We start from the raw sequence: 16,209 nt of genomic DNA, 5'->3' as shown, positions 1-16,209 counted from the left end.
TGTCCGTGTGAACTTGGCCACACGCTAGGGGCGCTCGCGCCGAGCTGGGCGCGGTTACAGGCGGGGCCGGAGGCGGCCGGCGGGCGGCCCTAACGACCGGCCTGGGCAGTGCAAAAACCTGTCACAGTGACGAAACTCGGCCGACCCCCCTTATTTGTTGTAGGGAGTTGTCGTCGTCGTCTTCAACAAACAATGGGACAGGACCGAGAAACGTCACTGTGACAGGTTTTTACACTCGCCACCCTTCCCCCGCGTCGTCCCCGGCGTCGCCCAGGCGCGCTCCTGCCCTCTCCGGCGTCGTCCTCGCGGCGTCCGCCCGCCACGGCGGCCCACAACGACGAAGCGCCCCGCCAGGGCCACCACGGGGGCGGCGTCCAGCGGGGCGCCCGGGTCGGTGCTACGCGGCGGCCAGCTCGTCGGCGTTGCCCAGACGCTCGCCCGCCTCGCCTGGCACCCTCGGCCGCGTCAAGTCGTCGTCGACCCCGCAGGTAGGCCGCTGGTTGCCTGCTTCCGCCAAGGCGCGGCCGGGTCTGCCAGGGTGTCAAGGATGAGCTGACACCAGGTATGAGCCGCGCCGACCGCAAGGTGGGCGTGACGGGGACGCAGGCCGACGCGCGGCGCCGCTGGAGCGTGTCCCGTCCCCCAGCCCTCGTTCCGCAGTTCGCCGAGCCCCGTGGCAATGCTGATCAAGCCGCCGAGGATGCGCTTAACCGCGTTGCTTCCGTCCGGTCCCGGCACCTGCGTTTGCGGGTGCAGCAGCAGCGCACGCTGTGCGAGGTCGATCAACGCCGGCAATTTCGCCGTCTTGTCTTCAAACGGTACGCCGAGTTCAATGAGGACGGTCTTGGCGGTCGCCTCGATCAGCTCCTTCGCGGAGCCGATAGCCTGGGCCGGGTCGGCCGGTAGTGCTCGGTCGATCCTGTCGAACGAGTCCAGGATCACTGTCGGGTCTCGCAGTGCCTTCAGGGATCTGGGCAACCTCGTGGCGACGGCCGCGAAGCTGTCCGGCTTCGGCTTGATCCTGCAGTCCGCGTCGAGGTCGAACCCCTGGCGGTCCAGAAACTTCCGCGTAGCGTCAATCGTCCCGTCGTTCAGCCCGTCGAGCAGTGTTTCGTACACCTTGAGCACTCTCGCCACATGGGCGGGGTCGGTCCAATCAACGTTGTCCTCGTACTCGTGCCAAAGCGTGCGCCGCTCGCCTACTTCGTCGTTCGGCTCGCCGGAGGGAACGAAGCCTTGGTCCTGCCACATCTCCCCGATCAAGCGCAGCACTGAGGTATCAACGGCGAGTTCGCGGAAGTGCCGTCGCACCGGCAGCGGGACGAGCTGGCGGATGGTCACGGCCGCCAAGCCTATCGATCGACGCGCTCACGGTCACTCCCTATTTGAGGACCACTCCGGCAATCCCGGAGAAGATGCCGATAAGCAGGCCCAGGGTCGCCAGACCTTGGCGGGGAGAGGTCCAGAGGTCGCGGTTCATTCGCGCCCAGCCCTGGGGAACGAACCTCATCTTCAGCTTTTGGAACTTGTGCTGCCGGTGCCTGCACCCCAGTAGGAGACCTGACGAGTTGTTGCGGCACAGAGTCCCGTCCCGGTTGATCGCTGCACACCAAAGCGGCGCCTGCAGCAGGAAGTAAAACGTGACCAGACCTGAGAGCAGGATCAGGGCTGCCGGCCCCATGCTGCGCGTCCACAGGCCGGAGATGAGAAGGATGAAAGCCAAATATCCCCAGTAGCGACCGATACCCTTCATGGGTACGGAGTGTATGGGCGCAAGCACACCTCGAAGTCGATCTATCCCAAACATGACATTGCCTCGCGGCCAATGTCGATGCGTGGTACTGGCCCGAGGGGCTATTCGTCGGCGAGCGGATGGCGGAAGCCCTCCAGGGGCGCCCTCACCGGCGCGTCGTGCTGGGTGTAGTTCAGGACCTCGGCCCACGCGTCGACCATGGGCCGCCCCTCGGCGGCGAAGTCGCGGAGGATGTCCTCCACGATCTCCCGCACGATCCCAGCCTCTTCGCTGAGGCCAGGCCGGGGTAGCCAGCCGATCGCGGTCCAGTCCTTCCGGGTCAGGTGGCCCACGACCTCGCGGCCGAGGCGGATCGTGAAGATCTCGCCCTCACCCCTGTAGTCGTGCGACGGGTACGCCGGGGGTGCGTAGACAAGCTCTGCGGGCTGCGGGCGCCAGGGCATCGGGGGCTCCTCGGGTGACGGAACGGGCGGGCGACGGGGCGGGGGCCGGCGGCCATGGCGACAACCGGCCCCCGCTGGACGGGCTATCCGGCGGCCACGGCCGGGCCGGTCGCGGCCATTCTGACGCGGGCGGCCGACATGTAGCGGCGGGCCGTCCTCGGCGCACGGCCGATAGCGGCGGCCACGTCCTCGGCGCTGGCCGACGGTCGCTCGGCCAAGAGGGCGGCCACCTTCTCGGCCGTCTCGTCGGCCACGCCGACAGGGGTGGGCCGTCGCCGAGCGGCCACCCTGGGGGCCTTCGGTGTGGCCGTGACCGTGGTGGTCGGCGCAGTGGCCGGGACCGACGTAGTGGCCGAGGCCGTGACGACCGGGGCCGGGGCCGGGGCGGCCGTGGTGGCCAGCGCACGGCCAGACCGGGCCAGTACCTCAACGGTCAACAGGAGGGCCACCGCAGGCCACGCGGACACCGCGCGGGACACCGCGTCGGGCTCAGCGGCCATGACATTTGCGGCCAGCGACGCGGCCACGCCGACGAGGAAGGCGGCCCAGGCCGACCACCGCGATCGGCGGCCGTCGCCGAGGGCCATGGTCCCGACGAGGACGAGGCCGTCCACCGACAGGGGTAGGAGCGCGGCCAGGAACGGCGGCTGTTCGGCGTCCAGGGCGACGGTCCGCGTGTGGTCATAGGAGGCAACGGCGGCGATCACGGTTACAGCGACGGCACCGGCGAGGGAAGCGAAACGGCGGGCGGTCATGCGGCACGCCCCGACGTCGAGGCGGACGAACGGGCGGCGGCTACGGCCGCGAGGAAGGGCACGAGGTCGCGGGCGCGGCCGACGACGGCGAGGGCGAGGCGTCGGGGGTAGATAGGGTGGGGCACAGCGAACCTCCTGGGGTTCGTTAGGGCCTCGGTCGGCGGCGGAATCGCTCGGCCGGGGCCTGCCTTTATGTGGTGGGCGGCGGGGTCAGTTGACCGGCGCGGGCTCGGGTTCGTCGGCCCAGGTGAAGCGAAGGCGCGCGGCGGGGTCGAATCGCACGCCCCGGCGACCGTTCGCGGGTAGGACCGTTACGGCGTTCAGAGCCAAGCCGAGGAGGTCGCGGCGGTCGGCAACCGCGGCGACGTCCCACGCTTCGCGAGCTAGGACCGGGTCGAGTAGCGGGCTGATATCGGCCTCGGGCAAGGGGAACTCGGCGAGGTTGCGGCGCAGTCCGGCAACGCGGGTGGTCAGCCGTTCGTGTAAACGCGTCCACCGCTGGACGGCCTCGGGGCCGACGAACTCGCCGCGCAGATAGCGGGCGTCTTCGAGGTCGACCAGGGCCGCGTTAGCGTCGTCCAGCGCGGCGGTGATGGTCGCCCGCTCGCGGATCACGTCCGGGTCATGCCGGGCAACCCAGCGTTCGGCGACGGCGTCTAGTAGCGGGTCGCCAGGTTCGGTCGCGGCCAGTCGGCTAATGAAGGCGTCGACCACGGCGCGGTCTACGGCGGGGATCATCGCCGTGACGTGCGCCGGGCACGGGTGGCCGAGGCGGCGGCCCTGGCAGACGTAGGACTGACCGGCGGCGGACATGCGACGCCCGCACGAACCGCACCGCAGGTAGCCAGTCAGGAGGTGCGAGGTTTGGGCACGGACGCCCCGGGCGCGGCCGAGGGCGTCGGCGGCGGTGCGGGCTTCCAGGAGGCGGACGACTTGCAGTTGCTCGGCCGGGGTGATGATCCCCCGGCCAATCTCGACCGTCTCGCCGGTCTCGGGGTCGCGCCAGGGGACGACCTTCCCCGTGTACTTCCCGTCGCGCTTGACGGTCTCGGGCAGGAGGCCAGCGAACGCGGGGGACTTGAGTAGAACCGACAGGGACCCGACGCCCCATTTCCCGCCTCGCGTCGCGGGGATCTCGCGGGCGTTCAGGTCGCGGGCGATCTTCACCAGCGGTTCGCCGGACAGGGCCCGGTCGGCGATCTCGCGGGCGGTCGGCGCGGTGCGCGGTTCATGGTCTAGCCGGCCGTCCGCGGTGACAGCGAGGCCGTAGGGCGGCTGCCCGCCGACCCAGCGGCCGAGGGTTCGTAGGTGGGCCTTCGCCGAGGCCACGCGAAGGCCGATGTTCGCGGACTCGCTGCGGGCGACCTCGGAGAGCAGCGCGAGGACGAGGCGCGACTGCTGCTGCGAGGTGTCTAGGCCGTCTTGTACGAAGACGATCCGGCCTCCGGCCTTCTCGACGTCGTCGAGGACCTGGCCGACCTGGCCCATGCCACGGCGCGAAAGGCGGTCGACCTTCCAGACGATCAAAGTCCCGACGGTGCCGGTCGTAAGGGCGGATATCGCGGCGTCGAATCCGGCGCGGTCTACGGCCTTGTAACCGGACCGGCCCCGGTCGATGTGGACGGTGCGAACCTCCAGCCCGTTCCGCTCGGCCCAGGCGCGGCAGTCGGCCTCCTGGCGCTCGATGGCGGTCTTACCCTCGCGGTCGAGGGACAGGCGTAGGTACAGGTCGGCGAGATGTTCATGGTGCGACATGCCGAGGACGTTAAGTGCTCGGCAGGACGAGTTGCAAGCTTCTTCTAGGAAATCCAGAAATCCAACAGGACGATCTTGCCCCGCAGGTCGGCCAGCGTGACGGCCTTCCCACCGGTGTTCAACCAGCCGCGGCCGTGCAGCTCCGGTGCCCGTACTCGTGCGCTCATGCCTTCAGTCTGCCGGACCGCGCGCCCCGATCCGGCCGACACCCCACGCCGCGTGGATCACACCGGGGACGGACGACGGCGGGGCCACGGACCACCGTGACCCCGCCGTCGCCGGACTGCTACTTGCCGACCGGCTGGAGACAGACCCACCGGTGCGCCACGTCGCTCTTGAGTTCCACGCTGGGCTGCGCCGGGTCGGCGCACTGGTCCTTGCTGTCGACCCTCGAGACGACCTTGAACGCGCCCGGCTCAGCGCAGTCGGCCGTCGCCGCGGTCGTGCCGGACTGCTTGATGCAGGAGCCCACGGCCGGGTCGAACGGCGCCGGCTTGTCGTCACCGCCAAGCTTGCCGAGCAGCGCCAGCGCGCCGAGCGGCACGGCGAGGATCAGCACGGCCGCGAGCAGCACGAGGGCCAGCACCCGCCCGTTGCGCACCTTCGGAGCGGGCGCCTCGGTCTTCGGCTCCGCGTCCGGCCGGAACGCGTCGAACCGGCCCTGGTCCGGGTTGTTGGCCGGGCCCTGCTGCCAGGTCGGCGGGGCCTGCTGGGGCGGCGGCGGGAACGCGGGCGGGAAGCCGCCCTGGCCCGGCTCGCCCAGCGGCCCGGGCCCCTGACCCGGCACCGCGACGGAGGCGCGGCCGCCGGCCGGCCCGCCGAACGGCTCCGGCTGGCCGCCCGCGCCACCGTACTGGCCCTGGTGGGCGAACGGGTCCTGCTGCCCGGCCGGGGCGCCGAACGGATCGCGCTGGGCGCCGAACGGGTCGCCGGGCCGCTCGCCGTTGTGCGGGTGCACCCCATTCATCGGGCGGTTGTTGGCGGCCGGGTCCACGAAGGACGGCACGCCGGGCGGGAACGGCGGCGGACCGGCGGGCGACGACGGCGCCGGGGGCGCCTCGGCGAAGTCGTTCGGCAGCACCGGGTGCTCCGGCTCGTCGGCGCGCGGCTCCGGGCCCGGCTCGTCGAACCGGGAACCGTCGCCCGGGTAGCCGTTCGGGGCACCGTGGCCGGGGGCCTCCTCCGGCTCCGGCGGGATGGGACGGCCGTAGACCCGGGGCTGCGGGGCCGGCGCGCCGGCCGGACGCATGCCCTGGTCGGTCGGGGGCATCACCCGGCTGGCCAGCGGCACCGAGGCGCTGGCGGAGACGCTGCCGGGCCCGCCGGCCTCCGGGGAGGTACGCGGACCGGGCACCACCGACCCGGCCGACGACTGCGGCTCCTCGTGGGACGGCTCCGGCGCGCCCCAGGCGGCACCGGCCCGTTCCGGCTCGTACGCCTGCGGGTCCCGGTCGGCCGGCTCGCCGGTCGGGGCGAACTGGGCCGGCGGCAGGTAGTCGTCGGGCGGGGAGGCGGCCAGGGCGGCGCCCGGGACCCGCTGCTCCTGCGGCGGCAGCGGCATGGCGTTGGCCGGGGAGATGCCGGGGCCGGGGGCCGGCTGGTAGACCGGCGGCTCCTCGGCGCGGGTGGGCTCCCAGGTGTTCGAGGGCGCCTCGGCCGGCTCGGCCTCCACAGGGTGGCCCCACGCCTCGGCCGGTGACCACGGCTGGGCCTCGGGGATGGCGGGGCGCTGTGGCGTCCACGGTGCCGGGTTGTCCTGGTTGCCACCCCAGGCGGGCGGCGAGTCGGGCGAGGGCACCGAGGCGCTGGCCCGGGCGGGCGCCTCCGCGGACCCCCAGGCTGCGGCCTCCGGCCGGTCACCGCCGGCAGACCAGCCCGACGGGGCCGGTTCCTCCTGGTCACGCTGCTGCGGCACGGCCGCCGCGCCGGTCCACGGGGTGCCGGGGTGCTGCTCCTCCGGCCGGTCCCAGCCAGTCTGCTGCGGCCGGTCGACCTGCCCGGCAGCCCGGCCCGCGGCCCAGCCGCCGGAGCGGTCCGGGTCGTCGTCCTGCCCACCGGCCGGGGCGGATTCCCAGCCGCCGGACCGGACCGGGTCGTCCTGCGGGGTGGGCCAGGGGTTCTCGGCCTGCGCACCCGGGACGGAGACCTTCGCGGAGGCGCGGGCGGGCGGCTCGGCGGGCGCCCACGCGGGGGCGGCCTGATCGCCCTGCTGGCCCCAGGCCGGCTGGTCGTCCTGCGGCGGGGTCCAACCGCCGGAGCGGTTGGGGTCGTCCTGCGGCTGCGCGGCGGCGCCCACGGCCCAGCCGCCGGAGCGGTCCGGCTGCGGATCGGGCGCGGCCTGCCAACCGCCCGAGCGGCCGGGGTCGTCGTCCTGCTGCGGGGCCGGGGTGGCCCACGTCTCGTGCGGCACGGTGGCGGGGGCGGGCACCTGCGCGGCGCCCCGCGCGCCCGGCTCGGCGGGTTGCCCCCAGGCCGGCGGCTCAGCCTGCCCGGCGGCCCAGGCGGGGCCGGCCTGCTCGGGCGCGGCACCCCAGGCGGGCGACGACTCGCCGGACCCGGCCGACGGACCGGTGGCCCAGGCGGGCTGCCCGGCGGCGGCCCACGGATCGGGCTCGGCCGGCGGCGGCACCTGGGCGGAGCCACGGTTGGCGGGCTGGCCGCCCGGCGTCCACGGGGGAGCCGCCTCGTCCGGCGCCGCCCAGGCGGGGGCCGGCGAGGCGGGCCGAGCCGCCGGCGGGGGCGGGGCCCAGCCGAGGTCGGGAGTGCCGGGGTACCCGTTGTCCTGCGGGGCCGGGCGGTCGCCGTACGGCGCCGCCCCGCCCGGCGTCACGTCGCCCGGCTCCTGGCCAGGGCGGTGCGGGACCTCGGACGTCATGGGTGCGCCTCCTCCGTCACATGTCGGCCGCCGATGCCGATCGGGACCGTCGGCATGGTTGCCGGCGTCGCCGGCGGATACCGGCCGTCGGGCTCCCCGCACCGTATCCGGTGGCCGCCCGGAGGCGTCCGGGGGAGCACCGGCCGTCACTCACCGTGGCCGGACACTGTCGATCGGTTTCCGTCGTCGTGAGTGGTCCGGGGGCGGGCGGGTGGCGACCGAGCCCCACCGTACCGGGCGGTGCGGCGAGGTGGAATCCCGGTGTCAATCGACGTGGAACGCCGAAGACCCGCCCGGGTGACCGGGCGGGTCTTCGAACTGGAGGAGGTGAGGAAAGTAGGAGAGCGTCAGCTCATGTGACGCTGGGCGATGGCGAGAAGCTCCTCGCGGACCGCGGGCGAGTTGGCGGAACGCAGCGCGTGCTCGATGGCGCGGGCGCGGCGGTTGGCGTCGCGGCGGGTGCGGATTCGCTCGATCATGCTCATCTGGGTCTCTCCTCCTGGCTATTCGGTTGTCAGCCCCTTGATGTCTCTATTGAACCGCAGAACGACGGCAACCTCCATCGATTATTAGGTGAGCTGAACCACGCACCTACGGATCGTAGGTCAACCGGGCAGGAATGCCGAAGATTTCGCCCCTCAACGGCAACGGCCGGTGTGCCGGGCGTTAACCCGTGGCACACCGGCCGTTGCCTGGTGCGGGGACCGTCAGGTCCAGGCGAGCAGCGCCGCCTCCGGATCGGCCAGGAAGTCCCCGATGTCGCGCAGGAACTTCGAGCCGAGCTCACCGTCGATGATCCGGTGGTCGAAGGAGAGGCCCAGGGTGGTGACCAGGCGCGGCTTGACCTTGCCCTTGTGCACCCACGGCATCTCCCGGACCGCGCCGAAGGCCAGGATCGCCGACTCGCCCGGCGGCAGGATCGGCGTACCGGTGTCGACGCCGAAGACGCCGACGTTGGTGACGGTCAGCGTGCCGCCGGACATGTCGGCCGGCGAGGTCTTCCCCGTCTTGGCCGTCAGCACCAGGTCGGTCATCGCGTCCGCCAGCTCGCGCAGCGAGAGCCGGCCGGCGTCCTTGATGTTCGGCACGATCAGGCCGCGCTCGGTGGCCGCCGCGATGCCCAGGTTGACGTACTCCTTGACCACGATCTCGTCGCCGGCCCAGGTCGAGTTGACCATCGGGTGCCGCTTGACCGCGAGGAGCACCGCCTTCGCGACCAGCAGCAGCGGCGAGACCCGGACGTCCCGCCACTCGCGCCGCTCGCGGAGCCGGTCCAGCGCCTTCATCGCCCGGGTCACGTCGACGGTCAGGAACTCCGTCACGTGCGGGGCGGTGAACGCCGAGCGGGACATGTTCTCCGCGGTGAGCTTGCGTACCCCCTTGACCGGGATGCGCTGCTCGCGGTCCGCGCCGAAGCTCGCGGCCGCCGTCGCCGGCACCGCGGCCGTCAGCGGCTCGGCGGCCGCCGGGGCCGACGCCGCCTGCTGTACGTCCTCCCGGGTGATCGAGCCGAGCGGGCCCGAGCCGGTCAGCGCGGCGAGGTCGACGCCGAGGTCCTTGGCGAGCTTGCGGACCGGCGGCTTGGCCAGCACGAGGCCGCGGCCCGTGCCGTTGACCGCCGGGGCGGGCGACACCGGGGCGACCGGCGCCGGGGCCGGCGTGGCCTGCACCGGGGCGGCCGGCGCGGCCACCGCCTGGGCCGGGACGCCGCCCTTGCGCGGGCGGCGCTTGGCCGGCGCGTTCCGCGGGCCGTAGCCGACCAGCACGGCGGTCCGCCCGCCCGGTGCCACGCCACCGATCAGGCCGGGCTCGACCATGCCCTCCTCGGGCGCGACCTCGACCGCGGCCAGCGAGGCCGCCGACGGGGTGGGCCCGGAGGCCTCCTCGATCGGCCCGGCACCCGGGTCGGTGTCGATGGCGATGATCGGGGTGCCGACCTCGACCGTGGCGCCCTCCGGGTGGAAGATCGCCTGCACCTGGCCGGCCCACTTCGCCGGGATCTCGACCGCCGCCTTGGCGGTCTCCACCTCGACGATCGGCTGGTTCAGCTCGATGACGTCGCCCACCTTGACCAGCCAGGCGAGGATCTCGCCCTCGGTCAGGCCCTCGCCCAGGTCGGGGAGGTTGAACTCCTTGATCCGCGACATGCCGCTCACCAGCCGAAGGTGCGGTCGACGGCGTCGAGCACCCGGTCGAGGTCGGGCAGGTACTCCTCCTCCACCCGGGCGGCCGGGTAGGGGGTGTCGAAGCCGGTGACCCGCAGCACCGGGGACTCCAGGGAGTAGAAGCACTCTTCGGTGATCCGGGCGGCGATCTCCGACCCGAGGCCCAGGTTGCCCGGGGCCTCGTGGACGACCACGCAGCGGCCGGTGCGCTTCACCGACTCGTACGCGGCGGTCAGGTCCAGCGGGGAGAGCGTGCGCAGGTCGATGACCTCCAGCTCCCGGCCGTCCTCGGCGGCGGCGGTGGCCGCGTCCAGCGCGGTCCGCACCATCGGGCCGTACGCCAGCACGGTGGCGTCGGTGCCCGGCCGGGCGACCCGGGCGGCGTGCAGCGGGTACGCGTCGGCGAGCGGGGCGTCCACCTCGACCGGGCCCTTCTCCCAGTAGCGCCGCTTCGGCTCGAGGAAGACGATCGGGTCGTCGGAGGCGATGGCCTGCTGGATCATCGAGTACGCGTCCTGCGGGCTCGCGCAGCTCACGACCTTCAGGCCGGCGGTGTGCGCGAAGTACGCCTCGGGCGACTCCGAGTGGTGCTCGACCGCGCCGATGCCGCCGCCGTACGGGATCCGGATGACCATCGGGATCCGCACCTTGCCCTGCGAGCGGTAGTGCATCTTCGCCACCTGCGACACGATCTGGTCGTACGCCGGGTAGACGAAGCCGTCGAACTGGATCTCGCAGACCGGCCGGAAGCCGCGGATGGCCAGGCCGACCGCGGTGCCGATGATGCCGGACTCGGCGAGCGGGGTGTCGATCACCCGCTGGTCGCCGAAGTCCTTCTGCAGGCCGTCGGTGATCCGGAAGACGCCGCCGAGCTTGCCGACGTCCTCGCCCATGACGACGACCTTCGGGTCGTTCTCCAGGGCCTTGCGCAGACCGGCGTTGAGGGCCTTGCCGAGAGTGAGCGTCTCCGTGGCCATCAGTGGGCGCTCCCCTCGAACGACTCCATGTACTTCGTGAACTGGGCCCGCTGCTCGTCGAGCTCCGGGGACCCGTTGGGGTAGACGTGGTCGAACATGGTCACCGGCTCCGGGTTGGGCATGGCCAGCACCCGCTCGCGCAGGTGCACCGACTCGGCCCGGGCCTGCTCGTCGACCTCGGCGAAGAACGACTCGTCGGCGATCTGCTGCTTGGTCAGGAACGCCTTCATCCGGGCGATCGGGTCCTTGGCCTGCCAGGCCTCGACCTCGCTGGCGATCCGGTAGCGGGTCGGGTCGTCGGAGGTGGTGTGCGCCCCCATCCGGTAGGTGTACGCCTCGATCAGGCTCGGGCCCTGGCCGTGCCGCGCGTTGTCCAGCGCGTGCCGGGTCACCGCGTACGAGGCGAGCACGTCGTTGCCGTCCACCCGGACGCCGGGGAAACCGAAGCCGCCCGCCCGCTGGTAGAGCGGGACGCGGGTCTGCCGCTCCAGCGGCTCCGAGATGGCGTACTGGTTGTTCTGGCAGAAGAAGACCAGCGGGGCGTTGAAGACGCTGGCCCAGACGAAGGACTCGTTGACGTCGCCCTGGCTGGTGGCGCCGTCGCCGAAGTAGGCGATGACCGCCTCGCCGTCCTCACCGCCGGTCTTGCCGTCCATGGCGACACCCATGGCGTACCCGGTCGCGTGCAGGGTCTGCGCCCCGATGACGATCGTGTACATGTTGAACTTGAACTCGTTCGGGTCCCAGCCGCCCTGGTCCACGCCGCGGAACAGACCCAGCGGCATGATCGGGTCGATGCCTCGGCAGTAGAGGACGCCGTGCTCCCGGTAGGTCGGGAAGGCCATGTCCTGGGTACGCAGCGCGCGGCCGGAGCCGACCTGCGCCGCCTCCTGGCCGAGCAGGCTGGCCCAGAGGCCCAGCTCGCCCTGCCGCTGCAGCGCCGTTGCCTCGGCGTCGAGCTTCCGAACCAGCACGAGGTCGCGGTAGAGCCCGCGGTACTCCTCGTCGGTGAAGTCGACGCGGTACTCGGTCCCGTCCGGGCCGAGCGCGCTCTCGATCCGCTCGCCCTCCGGCGTGAGCAGCTGTACGAGTTCCGGTTCGCCCGCCACGGCGGGGCGCTTGGAACGGGGTGCGGCCCGCCTGCTGCGGGCGGCGGTCCCGGGGTCGCCCTTTGCCATCCGTCTCTCCCTGTCTGGTCTGCGCCGGCGTCGGGGGGTGACCCGTGCCGCGCACATCATGCGCCCGCCCGGCTGGTGCCGGATCGGTCCCTGGCGGCCGCGCCTAGCCCCGGTGAGGGTTGCCGCGCGGCGTGAGCCGGGTTCTTGGGGGGAACCCGGCCCGGGAGCGCCGGCGCCGTACCGCACCAGCCGCGGGGTGCGCGGAGGTGGCGGCTGCGTTGCCGTCGTGCCTGAATGATTGCAGAGCAGGTGAGCGGCCCCACAGTATGGCCTCCCCCACCCGTGACGTTCGGCATGGTTTGTGCCGCATGGGCTTTTTGTCACCTGGGCCGGTCTGCGGCCGACGGACAAATTGTGTGTCGACACGCTGTGGTGGCTGGTGAACTGAGCGTTACTGGGTCAAGCTGACTGGTGTCCCGCTGGGGCGAATTTGACGGGCTTTGTCTGTTTCGTTGTGCTGCGCCGTCCAGCCGGGCCTGCCACGCCGAGTACGAGGAGTGTGCCGTGTCCGAACCAGAAGAGGGTCCGGGTACGCCGCTCCTCGGCCGCCAACGCGCCGGTCCCGCCGCCGGCTACCGGCGGGTGGTCGGGGCGCACCGGGCACCCGGCACCGGCGGCCCCCCACGGGGCTACCTCTTCACCGTCGCCCTGCTCGCCGGCACCGCGTCCATGCCGATCCTGGCGGCGTTCAGCGCCGGGTCGGCCACCGTGGGCAACAGCGCCTTCCCGGACAGCAGCACCCGGTTCATCCCGACCCCCTCGGTGGGCCCGGTGGTCGTGCCGTTGCCCAACCGGGCGGCCGCCACCAGCCCGCCGCCCGCCGCGCGGCTGCTCCCGGCCGCTCCCGCCCTGCCGGGCGACACCGACCTCGGTTCGCAGCGGCGATCGCTGCCGGGCACGTCCGCGCCGCGGCCCGTTCCGCGACCGACCCGGGCGGCCGCGCCCACCACCCCGCCATGCCCGTCGCCGGTCCCCTCGCCGTCGGCCTCCACCCCGGCCACGCCGGACCCGACGGCGAGCCCCACGGCAGAGCCGACCAGCACCTTCTCCGACCCGGCGATCGATCCGTCGCCCACCGCCAGCGCGGACCCCACCCGGAGCCCCTCGCCCGCCGGGTCCCCGCCACCGACCAGCCCGTCGCCCGAGGAGTCGCCCACGCCCACCCGCAGCCCCAGCGCCGACCCGGACCCGAGCCCCACCGTGGGCCCGAGCCCCAGCGACCGAAGCGCCGGCCCTGCCTGAGGCTCGGCAGCACGGCCGGCACGCGCGGACCGGCCGACCGCCACGGCACCCGCCGCCGGCTGGCTCAGGCCGGGTCGTCGGTGAGGCGGTGCCGGTTCGCCTCGATCCAGGCGTCCAGGGCGACCGGATCGTCCGGGTCGACGCCGTCCGCCATCAGCTGGGCGACCGCCGCCGTGGCCGGGCTGCGCCGCTCGCCGGTGCTGTAGAGCCGGGCAAACTCGGGGACCATCTCCTCGATCGCCTCGTCCGTCCGGCGCGCCGCCGCGGCCGGCAGCCCCCGGTGACGGGAGGCGTACGCCGCCCAGCCGCGCAGCACTCGGGGCAGCATGGCCGCGTCGTCCATGTCCAGCACGGCCCGCCGGTGCACCCAGTCCAGCAGGAACAGCTCGGCGACCGTCGGGCTCCACCGCATCGGGTCGGCGTCCGGGAAGCTCGCCGCGTGGTCCAGCAGCAGGCCCAGGCAGAAGTGCAGCGACGACAGGTCCGCGTCGGCCACCGCGTCCAGGCCGAACCGGGTCGCCTCCGGCGAGCCGAGGAAGCCCCGGACCAGCCGGCTGCGCTCCTCGTCCGTCGGCGGACGGACCTCTCCGGCATCCGCCGCCCCGGCCCCGCCGGGCAGCACCGCCAGGCGTGCGCCGACCAGCGCCCGGTCGGTGGCGAGGGAACCCTGGGCGGGCAGCTCACCGAGGCTGTCGGTGACCGCCAGGTGGCGGCTCACCTCCGCGTGCATCCGGGCCGGATCCTCGGTCCGGAACCAGGTGAACTCGTCCTCGGTGCAGATCTCCCGGGCCTGCTCGACGATCCGCCCGGCGGGACCGCCGACGAAGACGTCCTTGGTGATGCCGATGTTGTGGTCGACCAGCGCCACCAGGGCGTGCTCCGGCCCACCCTCGGCGTCGTCGTACCCGAAGGTGGCCAGGTAGGAGGTCTGGTCGCCGTACACGTCCCCGTACGCCCAGGTGCCGGTGAGGTGCACCCGCCCGAGGTGCCCCGCCCAGTCCGGCGCGTAGGCGCCCGGGCGGACCCGGGCGGCGCCCTCGGCGTCCGGCACGAGCGCGGCGAAGACGGCGCGGATGGTGGTCGCGGCGGCGCTGCGCCGGCGGGAGGTGGCGGCGAGGAACCCGGTGACGAACTCCCGGACGGCGGTGGCCCGGTCGGTCTCCGCGACGGCGTAGACGCTGCCCAGCAGGGCGGCGCCGAGCATCTCCGCGTCGAGGGCGGCGTCGAGCCTCGTCACGTCGCGGGCGGCGTGCAGCACCGCCTCGTAGGGGGTCTGTGGCGTGGCCATGCACCGACCCTACGCCGCGCGGCCGGCCCGGACACCGCTCAGCGCGCCGGGTTCAGACCCGCGCGGCGTCCCGCAGCGCCTCCCGGGCCTCGGCGTAGCGGGCCAGCACCGCCCAGACCGGGTTCAGCACGTACTTCTCGCCGACGCTGCCCACCGAGGTGAGCAGCCGCCGTTCCGCCCGCTCCCGGGCGCGCCGGGCCGCCCACCGGATCACCGGCCGGGTCAGCACCGCCAGCAGCAGCCCGGCCAGCAGGCCGCCGAGGAGCAGCACCGTCGGCCAGGGCACCACGCCGAGCTTCGGGTGCTCCAGGGGCGGCAGGCCGAGCACCCGCACCCCGTAGCCGAGGAGCAGCCAGGCCAGCCCGGCCGCCGCGGCGATCGTGACCAGCCACTGCAGCCCACCGACCACCCGCCACCAGGTCGGCCGGCCCGCCAGGCCCAGGTCGGTGGCGGCCACCGCGTGGTCCAGCGCGTCCGGCAGGTCGGTCAGCCGGGACCGGGCCGCCGCGGTCACCGTGGCCGGCCAGGGCGCCGGCAGGTCGGCCGCGGAGCGGTCGGCCACCGCGCGGATGGCCAGGTTGAGCGCCGAGCGCTGAGCAGCGGTCGGATCGGGTACGGAGGTCGCGGCGACCAGGCTCTCCGCCGGCGCCTCGGGGTCCCCGCCGGGCAGGTGCAGCCGGCGCAGCGGGTCCGGGCGCAGCTTCCGCCAGCCCCGCACCAGCGGCCAGCCGGTCGAGCCGCCGGCCCGGTGCCGGTACGCCGCCTCGACCGCCTCGGCCACGGTCGGCACCCCGGCCGTCCCGGCCAGCGCCGAGGTGAGCTCCCGCGCCGACACGTCGCCCGGACCGGCCCGTGGCGGCTCCGGCCCGACCAGCGGCGCCAGCCCGTCCACCACCGCGTCCACGTCGCCGGCCAGCCGGCGCAGGGCGGCCTGCCGCTCGGCGACCGTGCGCTCCAGCTCCGCGCGGAGCCCGTCCAGCCCGGCCGGATCCACCGCCACGGTCGGCAGCAGCGGCACCCCGTCCAGCCCGTCGGCGTCGAGCAGCCGGCGCAGGTCACCGAGGACCCGGGGCAGCTCGGCCGGGGGGAGCCGGTCGACCTGGTTGAGCACCACCACGGTCACGTCCTTGTGCCGGTGGAACTCGCGCAGGTAGCTGGCGTGGATGACCCGGTCGGCGTACTTCTGCGGGTCCACCACCCAGACCACCAGGTCGACCAGGCCGAGCAGCCGGTCCACCTCCAGCCGGTGGGTCCGCTGCACCGAGTCGAAGTCCGGCAGGTCGAGCAGGACCAGGCCGTGCAGGCGGGACTCGTCGTCCCCGTCCAGCGGGCTCTCCCGGACGAACCGGTGCCGGGGCAGCACCCCGATCCAGTCGAGCAGCCGGGACGCGCCGTTCGGCGGCCCCCATACGCAGGCGTGCGCCACCCCGGTGGTCGGCCGGCGTACGCCGACCGGCGACAGGTCCAGCCGGGCGAGCCCGTTGAACAGGCTCGACTTGCCGCTTCCGGTCGACCCGGCCAGGGCGACCACGGTGTGGTGCCCGGAGAGGGCGAGCCGGGTGCCGGCCCGCTCGACCACGGTGTGCGCCTGGACCAGTTGGGCGTCGGGCACCTGGCCGTCCACCGCCCGCAGGAAGCGCTGGAGGGCCTGGAGGCGGGCGATCACGGCGTCGGGGTCGACCCGCTGCTCGCCCCGGAGCGCCTCGCGCATCCGACCGACGATGTTGCTCACCTCGGCCCACCTTCGTGTCCGGCCCCCGTGGCGCAGCGGCCCCCCG

General features: G+C 73.9%; 14 protein-coding genes. 1 reads left to right on the top strand and 13 read right to left on the bottom strand.

The annotated features are described in order from the left end of the window. Positions 1-465: 465 nt before the first annotated feature. From Q2K19_RS10560 to pdhA, 11 genes are all read right to left on the bottom strand, one after another. The gene (locus tag Q2K19_RS10560) at positions 466-1,341 is read right to left on the bottom strand and encodes an abortive infection family protein (RefSeq protein WP_302769999.1); all 876 of its coding nucleotides are present in this window, start codon (positions 1,339-1,341) and stop codon (positions 466-468) included. Positions 1,342-1,381: 40 nt separating this feature from the next. After that, positions 1,382-1,753 carry a hypothetical protein gene (locus Q2K19_RS10555; protein ID WP_302769998.1) on the bottom strand — a complete coding sequence of 124 codons (372 nt, stop codon included), beginning with the start codon at positions 1,751-1,753 and terminating at the stop codon, positions 1,382-1,384. Positions 1,754-1,854: 101 nt separating this feature from the next. After that, on the bottom strand, positions 1,855-2,196 hold the full coding sequence (locus Q2K19_RS10550) for a hypothetical protein (protein WP_302769996.1): 342 nt from the start codon (positions 2,194-2,196) through the stop codon (positions 1,855-1,857). An 83-nt stretch (positions 2,197-2,279) separates the two neighbouring features. Then, on the bottom strand, positions 2,280-2,951 hold the full coding sequence (locus tag Q2K19_RS10545; RefSeq protein ID WP_302769994.1) for a DUF2637 domain-containing protein: 672 nt from the start codon (positions 2,949-2,951) through the stop codon (positions 2,280-2,282). A 210-nt stretch (positions 2,952-3,161) separates the two neighbouring features. Next, the gene (locus Q2K19_RS10540; RefSeq protein WP_302769991.1) at positions 3,162-4,706 is read right to left on the bottom strand and encodes a recombinase family protein; all 1,545 of its coding nucleotides are present in this window, start codon (positions 4,704-4,706) and stop codon (positions 3,162-3,164) included. 44 nt (positions 4,707-4,750) lie between these two features. Beyond that, entirely contained in the window at positions 4,751-4,873 is a 123-nt protein-coding gene (locus tag Q2K19_RS10535; RefSeq protein ID WP_302769989.1) for a thioredoxin domain-containing protein, read from the bottom strand. Positions 4,874-4,992: 119 nt separating this feature from the next. Continuing rightward, complete coding sequence (locus Q2K19_RS10530) at positions 4,993-7,581, bottom strand: LppU/SCO3897 family protein (protein WP_302769987.1); 2,589 nt, start codon at positions 7,579-7,581, stop codon at positions 4,993-4,995. Positions 7,582-7,928: 347 nt separating this feature from the next. Continuing rightward, positions 7,929-8,066, bottom strand: coding sequence for a hypothetical protein (locus Q2K19_RS10525; RefSeq protein ID WP_013283356.1), 138 nt, complete (start codon positions 8,064-8,066; stop codon positions 7,929-7,931). Between the two features lie 222 nt (positions 8,067-8,288). Further along, positions 8,289-9,728, bottom strand: a complete 1,440-nt coding sequence (locus Q2K19_RS10520; protein ID WP_302772402.1) for a dihydrolipoamide acetyltransferase family protein — start codon at positions 9,726-9,728, stop codon at positions 8,289-8,291. 5 nt (positions 9,729-9,733) lie between these two features. After that, entirely contained in the window at positions 9,734-10,723 is a 990-nt protein-coding gene (locus Q2K19_RS10515) for an alpha-ketoacid dehydrogenase subunit beta (protein ID WP_302769981.1), read from the bottom strand. Then, positions 10,723-11,901, bottom strand: coding sequence for a pyruvate dehydrogenase (acetyl-transferring) E1 component subunit alpha (gene pdhA, locus Q2K19_RS10510; protein WP_302769978.1), 1,179 nt, complete (start codon positions 11,899-11,901; stop codon positions 10,723-10,725). Before pdhA ends, Q2K19_RS10515 begins: the two co-directional genes overlap by 1 nt. Before the next feature lie 504 nt (positions 11,902-12,405). Between pdhA and Q2K19_RS10505 the strand changes: the two genes are divergently transcribed. Then, positions 12,406-13,143: a hypothetical protein gene (locus Q2K19_RS10505; RefSeq protein WP_302769975.1), complete on the top strand. Its 738-nt coding sequence runs from the start codon at positions 12,406-12,408 to the stop codon at positions 13,141-13,143. Between the two features lie 64 nt (positions 13,144-13,207). Here Q2K19_RS10505 and Q2K19_RS10500 read toward each other — a convergent pair whose 3' ends face one another. Next, the gene (locus Q2K19_RS10500; RefSeq protein ID WP_302769972.1) at positions 13,208-14,431 is read right to left on the bottom strand and encodes a hypothetical protein; all 1,224 of its coding nucleotides are present in this window, start codon (positions 14,429-14,431) and stop codon (positions 13,208-13,210) included. 52 nt (positions 14,432-14,483) lie between these two features. Then, a complete protein-coding gene (locus tag Q2K19_RS10495) occupies positions 14,484-16,142 on the bottom strand; it encodes a GTPase (protein WP_302772400.1) in 1,659 nt (552 codons plus the stop codon). Positions 16,143-16,209 lie beyond the last annotated feature (67 nt).

The organism is Micromonospora sp. NBRC 110009, from assembly GCF_030518795.1.
Classification (GTDB): domain Bacteria; phylum Actinomycetota; class Actinomycetes; order Mycobacteriales; family Micromonosporaceae; genus Micromonospora.
The sequence above is the reverse complement of the archived record's forward strand: the minus strand, read 5'-3'. Positions and strand labels throughout refer to the sequence as shown.